The organism is Paucibacter sp. M5-1, assembly GCF_027498415.2.
In the GTDB taxonomy this organism is placed as follows: Bacteria; Pseudomonadota; Gammaproteobacteria; order Burkholderiales; family Burkholderiaceae_C; genus Roseateles_E.
The window spans coordinates 1,860,791-1,874,598 of record NZ_JAPZLM020000001.1; the positions used below are offsets into that span (position 1 = coordinate 1,860,791).

The window sequence follows — 13,808 nt, forward strand, 5'->3', positions numbered from 1 at the left end:
GATCCCTCTTGCAAGGGGTCAGCGGCGCGCGGCGAACGAGCTCAAGGCCTCGCCGGTCATGCGGCAGATGCGCCACTCGGGCAGCACGCTGGCACCCATCTTCTCGTAGAAGCGGATCGCGTCCTCGTTCCAGTCCAGCACGGTCCAGTCGAAGCGGCCGTAGTCGCGCTCGACGGCAATCTGCGCCAGGCGCTGCAGCAGGCCCTTGCCCAGGCCGCTGCGGCGATGTGCGGGCCGCACATACAGGTCTTCCAAGTAGAGCCCGGGCTTGGCGAGAAAGGTGCTGAAGTTGGTGAAGAACAGCGCGAAGCCCACCATCTCGCCATCGACCTCGCCGACCAGGGCCTCGACCACCGGCTTGGATCCGAACAGATGCGGGTGCAGCTTCTCGGCGGTCAGCTGCAGCATGTGCGTGAGGTTCTCGAACTCGGCCAGCTCGGCGATCAGGTCGGCGATGGCCGGCACATCGCTACTCTGGGCGGGGCGTATCGTGTAGGTGCTCATGACCGCATTGTCCACGCAGCTTGTCGCCGGGCCGACAGCCTGCCGGCACTGCTTGTCCTACAGTCGCCCGCATGATGCCCATCGCCTACACCGCACGCCGTCCGCACCGCAGCCAGTTCATCTCCTTGCGCGGCCTGCGCCACCACGTCCTGAGCTGGGGCCGGCCCGAGCTCGCGACCACCGAACGGCCCACGCTGCTGATGCTGCATGGCTGGATGGATGTGGGCGCATCCTTCCAGTTCGTCGTCGATGCGCTGGCCGACGAGCGCCACATCATCGCGATGGACTGGCGCGGTTTCGGCCTCAGCGACAGCAGCGGCGCCGACAGCTACTGGTTCCCCGACTACCTGGGCGATCTCGACGCGCTGCTGGACGCCGTCGCGCCGGGCCAGGCGGTCGATCTGCTGGGCCACAGCATGGGCGGCAATGTGGTGATGAGCTATGCCGGCCTGCGGCCCGAGCGCATCCGCCGCCTGATCAATCTGGAAGGCTTCGGCCTGCCCGAGACGCAGCCCGAGATGGCGCCGGCGCGCCTGATCGAGTGGCTGGACGATCTGAAGACGCCGCAAAGCCTGAAGCACTACGACAGCCTCGCCGGCGTGGCCCAGCGCCTGATGAAGACCAACCCGCGCCTGGCCGCCGACAAAGCCGCCTGGCTGGCGCCGCACTGGTCGCGCGAGCAGGACGGCCCCGAGGGCAAGACCTGGCACATTCTCGGTGACGCGGCCCACAAGCGCGCCAACCCCATCCTCTACCGCAAGGCCGAGATTCTGGCCTGCTGGGGCCGCATCAGCGCGCCTGTGCTCTGGGTCGAGGGCAGCGAGACGCAGATGAGCCAGTGGTGGGGCGACCGCTACCCACGCGAGGACTTCGAGGCCCGGCTCGCCGTAGTGCCGCAGCTGCAGCGCGCGCGGCTGCAGGGCGCCGGCCATATGCTGCACCATGATCAGCCCGAGGCGCTGGCCGCGCGGCTGCAGGCCTTCCTGGACGCCGACTGAGAGCCCAGGCTATTCTTCGCCCCATCAAAAAAACTGCCACAGGCAGGGAGGATGGATGAAGAGTTTCTGGCTCAGCCTGGCCGCGCTCGCCGCGGCCCTGTCGATGCAACAGGCGTCGGCACAAGCGCAGCAGCCGATCCCGCTGGAACGCTTCTTCCAGCGCCCGGCGGTGCTGGAAGCCAAGCTCTCGCCCTCGGGCAAGCGCCTGGCGGTCAGCACCTCGCGGGGGTCGGCACGAGTCGGCCTGGCGGTCATCGATCTGGAGGCCGAGCCCAAGGCCAGGCGTGCGGCATTGTTCTCCGACGCCGACATCGTGCGCTTCGACTGGGTCAGCGACGAGCGCCTGGTCTTCAGCGTGTTGGACCTGGAAGCCGGCAGCGGCGAGGATCGACGCGCCGCCCCCGGGCTCTACGCCATCAATGCCGATGGCAGCGACTTCCGCATGTTGGTGCGCCGGCGCGGCCTGCCCTTCATCAGCGACGGCAGCACGCGTGACAAGGCGCTGGAATGGAACCACCTGTTGCTGCATGTGCCGCTGCAGCAGGACGGCGTAAAGCCCGACGAGATCGTCATCGGCGCGATGAATTTTTCCAGCCGGGACCTGCTCTCCATCACGCCGATGTGGCTCAATGTCCGCAACGGGCGCACCCGCTCGATAGGCCTGGGCGATGCGCCGCGCAACGCCACCGGCTGGCTGTTTGACAGCAAGGGCCAGCCACGCCTGGCAAGCGTGCGCAGCGAAGGCCGCAGCAGCCTGCACTGGCGCGGCCCGGGCCAGGACTCGTGGCGCCAGATCGTCGAGAGCGAGCTGCTGCGCGAGCCCTTCCAACCCAGCGTGGTCGACGACAGCGGCACGCTCTACATCACCCAGCGCAGCGGTGCCGAAGGCTATGCGGTGCTGACACGCTATGACTTCGAGGCCGGCAAGCCGCAGACCCCGGCCCTGGTCTCCGCCCCGGGCTTCGACTTCAGCGGCGGCCTGGTGCTGGACCGCGCCGGTTCGCGGGCGCTGGGCGTGCGCGTCGAGACCGATGCCGAGCAGACCGTCTGGTTCGACCCGGCGATGAAGCGCATGCAGGCCCTGGCCGACGAACGCCTGCCAGGCCGCATCAACCGGCTCAGCTGCAGCCGCTGCGGCGCCGAGGATATGGTGCTGCTGGTGCGCTCTTTCGCCGACCGCGACCCGGGCCGGCTCTGGATCTACGAGGCGGCAAGCCAGCGCTGGCAGCCGGTCAGCCGCCTGCTCGACGACATCGACCCGCAGCGCATGGCCGGCGTGGCGTTGGAGCGCATCAAGGCCCGCGACGGCCGCGATCTGCCGGTCTGGCTAACCCTGCCCGCCGGTGTCGAGCCGGGCAAGCCGGCACCGGCCGTGGTGCTGGTGCATGGCGGCCCCTGGGTGCGCGGCGGGCATTGGCGCGGGCAGGCGATGGAGCAGTTCCTGGCCTCGCGCGGCTATCTGGTGATCGCGCCGGAGTTCCGCGGCAGCAGCGGCTACGGCGAGGCCCATTACCGAGCCGGTTGGAAGCAATGGGGCCAGACCATGCAGGACGATGTGGCCGACGCGCTGCTGTGGGCCCGCCAGCAAGGCCTGGCCAGCCCCGACCGGGCCTGCATCGCCGGCGCCAGCTATGGCGGCTACTCGACACTGATGGGCCTGGTGCGCCACCCCGAGCTCTACCGCTGCGGCATCGCCTGGGTCGCGGTCACCGACCCCTTCCTGCTGCTGAAGGGCTCCTGGTGGGTCGACGACGACGTCAGCGACCAGGGCCGCCGCCACATGTTGCCCGAGCTGGTCGGCGACGCCGACAAGGATGCGGCGATGCTGACCGCCGCCTCACCGCTGGCCCAGGCCAGGCAGATCAAGGCCCCGCTGCTGCTGGCCTTCGGCGAGGCCGATCTGCGCGTGCCGCTGGCCCACGGCGAGCGCCTGCGCAAGGCCTTGACCGAGGCCGGCCGCCCGCCCGAATGGGTCACTTATGCCAACGAGGGCCACAGCTGGCGCCAGGTCTCAACCCAGGTGGACTTCGCGCGCCGCATGGAGCGCTTTCTGGGTGAGCATCTGAACAAGCCCTGATCAGCGCTGCTGCGCCAGCCAGGCCGCCGCGCCCTCGCCCGCGACGCGGCCGCTGGCCATGCTGGCGGTCAGCAGATAGCCGCCGGTGGGGGCCTCCCAGTCCAGCATCTCGCCGGCGCAGAACAGGCCCGGCATGGTCTTGACCATCAGGCCGGCATCCAGGGCCTCGAAGCGCACGCCGCCGGCCGTGCTGATGGCCTCGGCCACCGGCCGGGCCGCGACCAGGGTCAGCGGCAGGCGCTTCAGGCGCGCGGCCAGCACGGCCGGGTCGGCGTACTCGGCCTTGCCGAGCATCTCGTGCAGCAGGCCGGCCTTCAGTCCCTCGATGCCCAGCCGGCTTTTCAGATGGGTGGACAGCGAGCGCGGGCCGCGCGGGCGCGCGACCTCGGCCGCGACAAAAGCCGCATCGCGATCCGGCAGCAGATCCAGATGCAGCGTGACCTGGCCGTGCTCGGCGATCTCGTCGCGCAGCAGCGCACTGGCCGCATAGATCAGCGAGCCCTCGATGCCGCTGGCGGTGATCACGAACTCGCCCTGGCGCTCAAAGCGGCGCCCGCCGGCGCCCTCGATATGCAGGGCCACCGGCTTGACCGGCAGGCCGGCAAAGCGCTCGGCAAAGACGGCGCTCCAGCCCGGCCCGTCCGGATGGGCAGCGGTGGCGCCGACATCGAAACCGCAGTTGGCCGCGCGCAGCGGCGCGATCTCGACGCCGCGCGCACCCAGGCTCTCGACCCAGGCCCCGTTCGAGCCCAGCTGCGGCCAGGAGGCCCCGCCCAGCGCCAGCACCACGGCATCGGCTTGCACTTGGATCTCGCCCTCGGGGCCGGCAAAGCGCAGCGCGCCGTCCTCGCCCCAGCCCAGCCAGCGCGAGCGCTGATGAAAGCGCACGCCGGCCGCGCGCAGCCGCGTCAGCCAGGCACGCAGCAGCGGCGCAGCCTTCATATCGACCGGAAAGACCCTGCCCGAGCTGCCGACAAAAGTCTCGACGCCCAGGCCCTGCGCCCACTCGCGCAACGCCGGGCCATCGAGTCGCTTGAGCAGCGGGGCGATGGCCTCGGCGCGTTCGCCGAAGCGCGCCACAAAGGGCTCGAAGGCCTCGGAGTGGGTCAGGTTCAGCCCGCCCTTGCCGGCCAGCAGGAATTTGCGGCCCACCGAGGGCATCGCGTCATGCACATCGACCGCGACACCGGCCGCCGCCAGCGCCTCGGCCGCCATCAGTCCGGCCGGGCCGCCACCGATCACAAGGGCGCGGCGGGAGGTGTTGGGGGCAATAGGCATGGGGGCGGACGGTCGGATGGCGGGGTCGGCAGTGTGCCAGATCAACTCGCCTGCAGCTCCAGGATGAAACGGCTGCCCTGGCCGGCCTGGCTCTCGACGCGGATCTGGCCGCCCATGCGCTCCATCAGCTGCTTGCTGATCACCAGGCCGATGCCGGTGCCCTGCTGCTCGCTGCGGCCCAGGCGGTTGAAAGGCTGGAACAGCTGGGCCAGCTGCTCGGCGCTGAGGCCCAGGCCGTTGTCGGCCACCTGGATCAGCAGGCCGCGCGCCGGCTCGGCCCAGGCCCGCACCTGGACCCAACCGCCGGGGCGGTTGTACTTGATCGCGTTGGACAGCAGGTTGTGCAGCACCTGCTCCAGCCGCACCGGATCGGCCTGGGCCAGCGGCAGCGGGGCCTCGTCCAGGCGCAGCTCGATGCCGGCCGAGGCAGCGGCCGGCCGGGCCAGTTCGACACAGCGGCGCAGCAGCGGGCCGGCCTGCAGCGGCAGCGGCGTCACCGCCAGGCTGCCGGACTCGAGGCGCGACAGGGTCATCATGTCCTCGATCAGGATCAGCAGATGGCGGGCCGCCGCATCGATATGGCCGACGCGCTCGCGCTGCAGCGCGTCCAGCGGGTGCTGGGCGTCGCCGCCGAGCAGTTGGGCGAAACCCAGCACCGCGTTCAGCGGCGTGCGCAGCTCGTGGCTGGCCTGGGACATGAATTCGGTCTTGGCCTGGTTGGCGGCCTCGGCCAGCGCCCGGGCGTGGTCGGCGGCTTGCAGGCGCTGGCGCTCGGCCAGCTCGATGCGCAGCTGCTCGGTACGCGCCACCACCTGGCGCTGCAGCGCCCGGTTCCACAGCAGCACCAGGCCGAGACCCAGCAGCACCAGGGCCAGCGCCGCGGCGGCGGCCAGCAGCAGGCGGCGCTGCCAGGGGCTGCGCTCGGCCTGCAGCGAGATCCAGCGGTCCACCATGGCCTGACGCTCGGCCGCGTCGATGCGGGCCAGGGTCTTGTCGAGAATGCGGCCCAGCAGGGCCAGCTCGCGCCCGTAGCCTATGCCCAGCTCGTAGGCATAGCCGACATCGCCCTGCACGCGCAGATTGCCTATGCCCTCGCCGCGAATCTGGAAGGTGGCGCTGGCCAGGTCCATCACGGCCGCGTCGATCTCGCCACTGGCCAGCCGGCGCAGCATGCTTTTGTCGTCGGTCTCGACCTGCTGCGGGTTGTCGGGATAGCGCTGGCGCAGGAAGTCGGCCGCCGCAAAACCCTGGCCGACCGAGACCGGCTCGCCCGGCATCAGCGCCTGGCGCTCGCTGCCGACCCGGCGCAACAGCACCACCGGCACCGAAACATAGGGACGGGTGAAGCCCATAAACTCGGCCCGCTCCGGCGTCTCGCGCAGCGACATCAGCAGGTCCAGCTCGCCGGCGCGCAGCGCCTCCATATTGCGGGCAAAGGGCTGGGGCGCGACAAACTCCAGCCGCAGGCCGCTGAGCTCGTTGAGGCGCGAGACATAGTCGACCGACAGGCCGCGCAAGCGCCCCTCGGCATCGACAAAGGTGAAGGGCCCATAGCTGGGCGTGCTGGCGACCCGCAGCACCCGCTGCTGGGCAATCCAGGCGCGCTCCTCGGCCGTCAGCCAGGGTCTGTCCTCGGCCGAGGCCGCCAGTCCGCCAAGCAGCAGCCCGCCCAGCAGCATGAGCCGGGCGGCCAGAGCGAGAAAGGAAACAAGGGAGCGGACCTGCACGGCCCGATTGTGCGGCCCGAGGGCGCCGGTCGGCCAGGATCGCCGGTGTTCAGCGCCGCGCCAGCGGCAACAATGTCACGCCTGGCGCAGCGCCGCCTTCAGCTGCTGACCCAGCTCGGGCTTGTCCTTGAAGGGGTCGGTCGGATTGCGCAGCTGCATCACATCCTCCATGCGGGTCTGCACACCGGCCAGCGAGCGCGGGTGGCTGAAGACATAGAAGCGCTCCTCGTCCAGCGCCGCGAACACCATGGCCGCGACCTCGGCGGCGGTGATCTTGCCGGAGGACACCGCCTTGTCGCTCATCGCCTGGCCGATCAGCTGGCTCTTCGTTGGCTTCGCCGAGGCCAGCTCGCCAGGCCGGTTGCGATGGCTTTGCGAGATGCCGGTGGGCACGAAGAAGGGGCACAGCACCGAGCAATGGATCTGCTCGGTCACCAGGGCCAGGTCTTGATAGAGGGTCTCGCTCAAGGACACCACCGCATGCTTGGAGACGTTGTAGACGCCCATATTCGGCGCATTGAGCATGCCGGCCATCGAGGCGGTGTTGACGATATGACCCTCGTAAGACGGGTCGGCGGCTGCCGCCTCCAGCATCATCGGCGTGAACAGGCGCAGGCCATGGACCACGCCCATCAGATTGACGCCCAGCACCCAGTCCCAGTCGGCCAGGCTGTTCTCCCAGACCAGGCCGCCGGAACCGACGCCGGCATTGTTGAAGACAAAGTGCGGCGCGCCGAAGCGGGCCCGGACGGCGGCGGCCAGCGCCTCCATCTCGGCGGCCTTGGACACGTCGACCCGCCGCGCCAGCAGCGGGTGATCGCCGAACTCCGCCGCGGCCTTGTCCAGCGCATCGGCCTGCACATCGCAGAGCACCAGGTTCATGCCGCGCGCGGCGGCCAGGCGCGCCACCTCCAGGCCGAAGCCGGAACCGGCGCCGGTGATCACGGCCGTGCGGCCCTGGTAAGTCTTCATGCCGGGTCTCCTGCTGCGCGTCTCATATCGATATGGGCGATGCCGTCCTCGTCATAGGGCGCCGAGCTCGGCACGAAACCGAGGCTGGCATAGAAACCCTGCAGATGGGCTTGCGCGCCGATGTCAATGCCCAGCCCCGGCCACAGCCGCGCGCATTCGGCGATCGCCTGCTGCATCAGCGCCCGGCCCTGGCCGGCACCGCGCGCGCTGCTCGCGGTGACGACCCGGCCAATCATCGGCAGCGTCTGCTGCGGCCCTTTCAGCAGCGGCGGCAGCAGCCGGGCATAGGCCTGCAACTCGTCCTGCGCGCCGCGGCCCTGCAGATGCCAGCACTGCGGGTCGAGCCCGTCGGGGTCCAGATAGACGCAGCGCTGCTCCAGCACAAAGACCTGGGACCGCAGCGACAGCAGCGCGTAGAGCGCCGATGCACTCAGCGCCTCGAAGCGCTCGCAATGCCAGCGCATCGCCATCAGATCAGCTTGACCAGCTGCTTGCCGAAGTTCTTGCCCTTCAGCAGGCCCAGAAAGGCCTCGGGCGCGGCATCCAGGCCCTGGGCCACCGACTCGCGGTACTTCAGCTTGCCGGTGGCCACCAGGCCGCCCAGCTCCTTCAGCGCCTCGGGCCAGAGCTCCATATGCTCGCTGACGATGAAGCCCTCGATCTTCATGCGGTTGACCAGGATCAGCTGGGGCGCGCTCATCGGGATGGGCTCGCCGTTGTAGCCGGAGATCATGCCGCACATCGCGATGCGGCTGAAGGCGTTCGCACGCAGCATCACCGCGTCCAGAATCATGCCGCCGACGTTCTCGAAATAGCCGTCGATGCCATTCGGGCAGGCCGCCTTCAGCGCGGCCGATAGGCTCTTGACGTCCCGGTGCTGCTTGTAGTCGATGCACTCGTCAAAGCCCAACTCCTCGACCACCTGGCGGCATTTGTCAGGGCCGCCGGCGATGCCCACCGCACGGGCGCCGCGCACCTTGGCCAGCTGGCCCACCGCGCCCCCGACCGCACCGCTGGCGGCACTGACGACGACGGTCTCGCCGGCCTTGGGGTTGATGATCTTGACCAGGCCATACCAGCCGGTCACGCCGGGCATGCCTACCGCGCCCAGATAGGCCGACAGCGGGATGTGGCTGGTGTCCACCTTCTGCAGCACGCCGCGCTGGCTCGCATCGACAAGCTGGAACTCCTGCCAGCCGCCCATGCCGACCACCTTGTCGCCGGGCTTGAAAGCGGCGTTCTTCGACTCGACCACCTCGCCGACCGTGCCGCCAATCATCACCTCGTTCAGCGGCTGCGGCTGGGCATAGCTCTTGCCCTCGTTCATGCGGCCGCGCATATAGGGGTCCAGGCTCAGGTAGTGGTTGCGCACCAGCACCTGGCCCTCGGCCAGCGCCAGCAGCGCCACCTCGACCAGCTTGAAGTTGTCGGTGCTCGGCTCGCCCTGCGGGCGCGACGCGAGTTGAATCTGGCGGTTGATGGTCATGGCGGGCTCCTCGAATGCAAGAGCGCCGATTGAATCACGGACGCTCGGACCTCGGGCGTCTCATGGGTGACAAAAAAGAACGGTCGTTCGATTCCGCTCAAGCGGCCGCATAGGGCTCGCGCAGGCGCTCGCCCTCGTCGATGCGCAGGCGCCGCCCCAGCGCCGGAAAGGCGCGCTGGGCGCAGCCCTGGCGCTCGCAGAGCTTGCAGCCGGGGCCTATCGGCGTGGCGCTGCCCGGGTCGCTCAGATCCAGGCCCTGGGCATAGACCAGCTGGGCCGCGTGGCGGATGTCCACACCCAGGCCGATCGAGAAGCTGCGCGCTGGCGAACGGTAGCCGCCGCTCTGGCGGCGCTCGCTGCGCGCAATCCACAGATAGCGGCGGCCATCGGGCATCGCGGCCAGCTGGGTCAAGACCTGAGCCGGCTGGGCAAAGGCTTCGTAGACCGTCCACAGCGGGCAGGTGCCGCCGCTGCGCGAGAAATGGAAATCGGTGGCCGACTGGCGCTTGGAGATATTGCCGGCGCGGTCGACCCGCACAAAGAAAAACGGCAGGCCGCGTGCCTGCGGGCGCTGCAGGGTCGAGAGCCGGTGGCAGACGGTCTCGAAGCTGACGCCAAAGCGCTGGGCCAGCAGCGCGATGTCGTAGCGCAGCGCCTGGGCCGCCGCCAGGAAGCGGCCATAGGGCAGGACCAGGGCGCCGGCGTAATAGCTGGCCAGACCGATGCGGGCCAGGGCCTTGGCCTCGCCGCTGGCGAAGCGGCCCTCACCGGCGGTCGCCTGTATCAGCGACTCGGCCTCCAGATAAGCCAGCTGGGTGGCCAGCTGGAAGGCGCGCTGGCCGGGTGTCGCGCCGTCGCTGAGCTGCAGCAGGCGCCGGGCCGGCTCGTAGCGGCGCAGCGGCGCCTGCTCGGCGCTCAGGGTCTGGACGCTGACGCGGTGCCGCGTCGCCAGGCGCGCTTCCAGCAGCGCCGCCAGGTCGGCGCCCGGCGGCCCCTCGGCCAGCAGCTGTTCATGGCAGGCCTCGGCGGCCTCGTCAAGCGCGGCCATGTAGTTGTGACGGGCATAGAAGAAATCGCGCACCGCCTCATGCGGCTGCTGGCCCGGCAGCTGCTCCTCGCCGCGCTCGCCGAGGCCGACGGCCAGCGTGGCGATGCGCTCCTCGGCGGCCCGCGCCCGGCCATGCAGCCGTATCAGCAGCTGTGACAGCCCCGGCATCTGCTGCGCCAGCGTACGCAACTCGGCATCCGGCACCCCTTCCGGCAGGGCGGTCTCGGCCACGATCTCGTGCAGCTGCGCGGTCAGGCGCGCCTCGTCGTCTTCGGAGAAGAACTGCAGATCCACGCCCAGCGCCGACTGCAGGCGCAGCAGCACCGGCACGGTCAGCGGGCGCTGGTTGTTCTCCAGCTGGTTCAGATAGCTGGGCGATAGCGCTAGCGCCTGGGCCAGCGCCGCCTGGGTCAGGCCGCGCTGCTCGCGCAGCGTCTTCAGCTTCACACCGAGAAAGGTCTTGCGCACCGTCATTCACCTTCGCAAACATTGCAAATTCAGCCAGATCACATCGCAAACATTGGCCAGTTCAGCTCTTGTTGTCAGCATACCAAAATGCAAATATTGCGAATATCAAAACCCCGGAATCCCCCATGAATGACTGGATCAGCGGCCTGGCTGCAACACCGACCAAGGAACTGCGACTGACCGAGCTGGTGCTGCCGGCCCAGGCCAACCACTACGGCACGCTGTTCGGCCCGCAGGCCCTGGCCCTGCTGGGCAAGACCGCCTATCTGGCGGCGGCCGGCTTCACGCAGCAGGCGGTCGTGATGGCCGGCGCCTCGCGCATCGACTTCATCGCCCCGGTGCCGGTGGGCGCCCTGCTGCATCTGCATGCCCGGGTCAGCCGGGTCGGCCGCAGCTCGCTGACGGTCGAGGTGCGGGCGGCGCTGGACGCGGCACCGGGCACCCGGCCCGGCGAGGTGCTGCGTGGCAGCTTCGAGATGGTGGCCGTGGATGCGCAGGGCCGCCCCAGCGCGCTGCGGCCCCGGCAGCGGCAAGCGGTGCCGGAGGCCCTGACGCGCTGAGGACGGGGCGCGCAGCCAGAGCCCGCCGGTGCGGCGACCCTGTCGAGGCAGCCGCTGCGTTCAAGACAGCGCCGCCGCCGGCCGACACCATGGGCGCTCCTGAACCCTGTGGAGCGTCTCGTGAATTTTCTGTTGCTCAAGCGGATCTATGCACCGCTGATGCTGATCGGCTGGAATGCCGCCGCGCTGACCCTGCTGATGCGGGGCGGGCCCGGCATCGCGCTGCTGCCCCTGCTGCTCGGCGCCGTGGCCTGCTCCTTTCTTGCCGAGCGCTGGATCCCTTATGAGCCGCGCTGGAACCAGGCGCATGGCGACCGCTGGCGCGACACCGCCCACGCCCTGGTGAACGAGGGCCTGAGCCTGATGGGCGTGCTGGCCATTCCGCTGCTGGCCGCGCTTCGGCCCTGGCCCTCGATATGGCCGACGGACTGGCCGCTGGCCCTGCAATGGCTGCTGGCCCTGCTGGTGGCCGACGCCGGCATCACGCTGACGCATTGGGCCAGCCATCGCCTGCCGTGGCTGTGGCGCTTTCATGCGGTTCATCATTCGGTCGAGCGCCTGTATGGCTTCAACGGGTTGATGAAGCACCCGGTGCATCTGGCCATCGAGACCGCGGCCGGCACGGCGCCGCTGCTGCTGCTGGGCCTGCCCCAGCAGGTGGCGGCCTTGCTGGCCTTCTCGGTGGCGCTGCAATTGCTGCTGCAGCATGCCAATGTCGATATGCGCATCGGCGCGCTGCGACACCTGCTGGCGCTGGCGCCGGTGCACCGCTTTCACCATCTCAAATGGGCGGGCACCGGCGATGTGAACTTCGGCCTGTTCACGACGCTGTGGGACCGCCTGCTGGGCAGCGCCCACGACGAGCCGGGCCGCCGCTTCCGGCCCGGGGACTTCGGCATCGGCACCGCGCCCGACTATCCGAAAAGCTATCTGGCGCAGCTGCTGGCGCCCTGGCGCTAGGCCCGGATCTGCGAGGCCGTGACGCCGAACATCGCCTTCAGCGTGCGGGCCAGATGGGCGGCATCGGCAAAGCCGGCCCGATGGGCCGCCGCCGTGGCGCCCTGCCCGGCGGCCAGGGCCTGGCCGGCCAGCCGCAGCCGGCGCCACAGCACATAGCGCTTGAAGGGCAGACCCGATGCCTGCGCAAAGCGATGGCGCAGATGCTCGCTCGACAAGCCCATATGCGCGGCCAGATCGCCCAGCGCCAGACGCCCGTCCCCCAGGCGCTGCTCGATGAAGTGGCAGGCGCGCGCCAGCCAATCGCCATCGGCGCGATCGGCGCCATTGGGCTCGCGCCGGACCAACCAGAGCTGCCAGAAGGAGGCTTGCTGGGTCGGCGTTGCCGGCTCGCTCAGGCACAGCGCATTGACCAGCGCCGCCTCGAACCCGGCCGGCAGAATCGATTGGGCCAGCACCTGGCTGGCCGGCACCCAGGGCTCCAGAAACACCAGGGTTACGTCGGCGCCCACCGGCAGGCGATGCCATTGCATCGGCTCGATCAGCACGCAGGCCGCTTCGCAACGCCGGCCGTGCCGGTCCTCCACCACCGCCAGGCCTTGCCGGGCCAGCACCGCCTGCGCCGCCGTGTGCCGGTGCAGCAGACTGTCACCGGCCACGCCACGCCAGACCGCGCAGGCCGGGGCAATCGCCAGCCCGCCCTGCCAGTGCTGCGGCCGCCGCGATGCGCTGCCCTCCCTGATCACAGCAGACTCACGCCCGGCAGGTTCAGCAGCGAGGTCTCGCGCATGATGCGCACGAAGTCCGCGAGAAAGGGTTTGCGGGCCAGGGCCTCGGTACTGACGGCATAGAGCCTGCCGGTCAGCCCGGCCTCGCCGATGCGCTGGCGCGCCAGATAGCCGCGCGCCAGATAGCTCTCGACCGCCCACAGCGGCAGCGCCGCCAGGCCGCGGCCGCTGGCCACCAGCTGCAGCATCGCGACGGTCAGCTCGGTGCTGCGCCGCGGCGGCGTCACGCCGGCCGGGGCCAGCACGCGCCGCACCAGGTCCAGCATCTCGTCGGGCACCGGGTAGGTGATCAGCGTGTGCGGCGCGAAGTCCTGCGCCTCCAGCCAGGGCCGGGCCAGCAGCTCATGGCCCTTGGGCAAGAGGGCCACGATCTCGAAGCTGAACAGCGGATGCACGGCCACGCCTGACTCGTCGGCATCGACCTCGGAGACGATGGCCAGCTCGGCGCGGTCCTGGTGCAGCAGGCCTACCGGGTCGGCATGGAAGCCCGAGACGATATCGAGCTCGACCTCGGGCCAGCGGGCGCGGAAGGCGTCCATCGCCGGCATCAGCCAGTCGAAGCAGGTATGGCATTCGACCGCGATGCGCAGCGTGCCGGCCGAGCCGTCCACCAGGCGCCGCACCTCCCGCTCGGCCTCGTCGACCAGGGGCAGCACCGCATCGGCCAGGCGCAGCAGGCGCTGGCCGGCCGCGCCAAAGACCAGCGGGCTGGACTTGCGCTCGAACAGGCCGATGCCGTAGTGCGCCTCCAGGCCCTTCAGCTGATGCGACAGCGCCGACTGGGTCAGGTTCAGCAGCTGAGCCGCGCGCGACAGATTACCGGCCTCGCGCAGGGCCAGCAGGGTCTTCAGATGGCGCAGTTCAAGCAGCGAGTTCATGGCCTGGTGCATGAATGACATTCAGAGTCATCACAAGAAAGTTTCGTTTGAATCATAGAGCCGGTTT

At 69.9% G+C, this 13,808-nt stretch carries 13 protein-coding genes; 4 read left to right on the forward strand and 9 right to left on the reverse strand.

What is annotated here, in order from left to right; genetic code table 11:
* Positions 1 to 18: 18 nt before the first annotated feature.
* Positions 19 to 504: a GNAT family N-acetyltransferase gene (locus O5M90_RS08615; RefSeq protein ID WP_269838870.1), complete on the reverse strand. Its 486-nt coding sequence runs from the start codon at positions 502 to 504 to the stop codon at positions 19 to 21.
* 71 nt (positions 505 to 575) lie between these two features.
* Between O5M90_RS08615 and O5M90_RS08620 the strand changes: the two genes are divergently transcribed.
* Positions 576 to 1,502 (forward strand): alpha/beta fold hydrolase, encoded by a 927-nt coding sequence (locus O5M90_RS08620; protein ID WP_269838869.1) that lies wholly within the window; start codon positions 576 to 578, stop codon positions 1,500 to 1,502.
* A gap of 55 nt (positions 1,503 to 1,557) precedes the next feature.
* Entirely contained in the window at positions 1,558 to 3,579 is a 2,022-nt protein-coding gene (locus O5M90_RS08625) for an alpha/beta hydrolase family protein (protein WP_269838868.1), read from the forward strand.
* Here O5M90_RS08625 and O5M90_RS08630 read toward each other — a convergent pair whose 3' ends face one another.
* The 6 genes from O5M90_RS08630 to O5M90_RS08655 all read right to left on the reverse strand — a co-directional run bounded on the left by O5M90_RS08630 (position 3,580) and on the right by O5M90_RS08655 (position 10,558).
* A complete protein-coding gene (locus O5M90_RS08630; RefSeq protein WP_269838867.1) occupies positions 3,580 to 4,857 on the reverse strand; it encodes a TIGR03862 family flavoprotein in 1,278 nt (425 codons plus the stop codon). It lies immediately after the preceding gene.
* A gap of 41 nt (positions 4,858 to 4,898) precedes the next feature.
* The gene (locus O5M90_RS08635) at positions 4,899 to 6,584 is read right to left on the reverse strand and encodes an ATP-binding protein (RefSeq protein WP_269838866.1); all 1,686 of its coding nucleotides are present in this window, start codon (positions 6,582 to 6,584) and stop codon (positions 4,899 to 4,901) included.
* A gap of 75 nt (positions 6,585 to 6,659) precedes the next feature.
* On the reverse strand, positions 6,660 to 7,556 hold the full coding sequence (locus tag O5M90_RS08640) for an SDR family oxidoreductase (protein WP_137944601.1): 897 nt from the start codon (positions 7,554 to 7,556) through the stop codon (positions 6,660 to 6,662).
* The gene (locus O5M90_RS08645; protein WP_269838865.1) at positions 7,553 to 8,026 is read right to left on the reverse strand and encodes a GNAT family N-acetyltransferase; all 474 of its coding nucleotides are present in this window, start codon (positions 8,024 to 8,026) and stop codon (positions 7,553 to 7,555) included. Before O5M90_RS08645 ends, O5M90_RS08640 begins: the two co-directional genes overlap by 4 nt.
* Entirely contained in the window at positions 8,026 to 9,042 is a 1,017-nt protein-coding gene (locus O5M90_RS08650; protein WP_269838864.1) for an NADP-dependent oxidoreductase, read from the reverse strand. The genes O5M90_RS08645 and O5M90_RS08650 overlap by 1 nt, the downstream gene beginning before the upstream one ends.
* 97 nt (positions 9,043 to 9,139) lie before the next feature.
* Positions 9,140 to 10,558: a short-chain fatty acyl-CoA regulator family protein gene (locus O5M90_RS08655; protein ID WP_269838901.1), complete on the reverse strand. Its 1,419-nt coding sequence runs from the start codon at positions 10,556 to 10,558 to the stop codon at positions 9,140 to 9,142.
* A 125-nt stretch (positions 10,559 to 10,683) separates the two neighbouring features.
* Between O5M90_RS08655 and O5M90_RS08660 the strand changes: the two genes are divergently transcribed.
* Positions 10,684 to 11,118: an acyl-CoA thioesterase gene (locus O5M90_RS08660; RefSeq protein WP_269838863.1), complete on the forward strand. Its 435-nt coding sequence runs from the start codon at positions 10,684 to 10,686 to the stop codon at positions 11,116 to 11,118.
* Between the two features lie 120 nt (positions 11,119 to 11,238).
* Positions 11,239 to 12,078, forward strand: a complete 840-nt coding sequence (locus tag O5M90_RS08665; protein WP_269838862.1) for a sterol desaturase family protein — start codon at positions 11,239 to 11,241, stop codon at positions 12,076 to 12,078.
* On the opposite strand, the gene O5M90_RS08670 is transcribed toward O5M90_RS08665, so the two are convergent.
* Together O5M90_RS08670 and O5M90_RS08675 are read right to left on the reverse strand one after the other, a co-directional pair.
* On the reverse strand, positions 12,075 to 12,821 hold the full coding sequence (locus tag O5M90_RS08670; RefSeq protein ID WP_269838861.1) for a helix-turn-helix transcriptional regulator: 747 nt from the start codon (positions 12,819 to 12,821) through the stop codon (positions 12,075 to 12,077). The genes O5M90_RS08665 and O5M90_RS08670 overlap by 4 nt on opposite strands.
* Positions 12,818 to 13,741, reverse strand: coding sequence for a LysR family transcriptional regulator (locus O5M90_RS08675; RefSeq protein WP_137944596.1), 924 nt, complete (start codon positions 13,739 to 13,741; stop codon positions 12,818 to 12,820). The genes O5M90_RS08670 and O5M90_RS08675 overlap by 4 nt, the downstream gene beginning before the upstream one ends.
* Positions 13,742 to 13,808 lie beyond the last annotated feature (67 nt).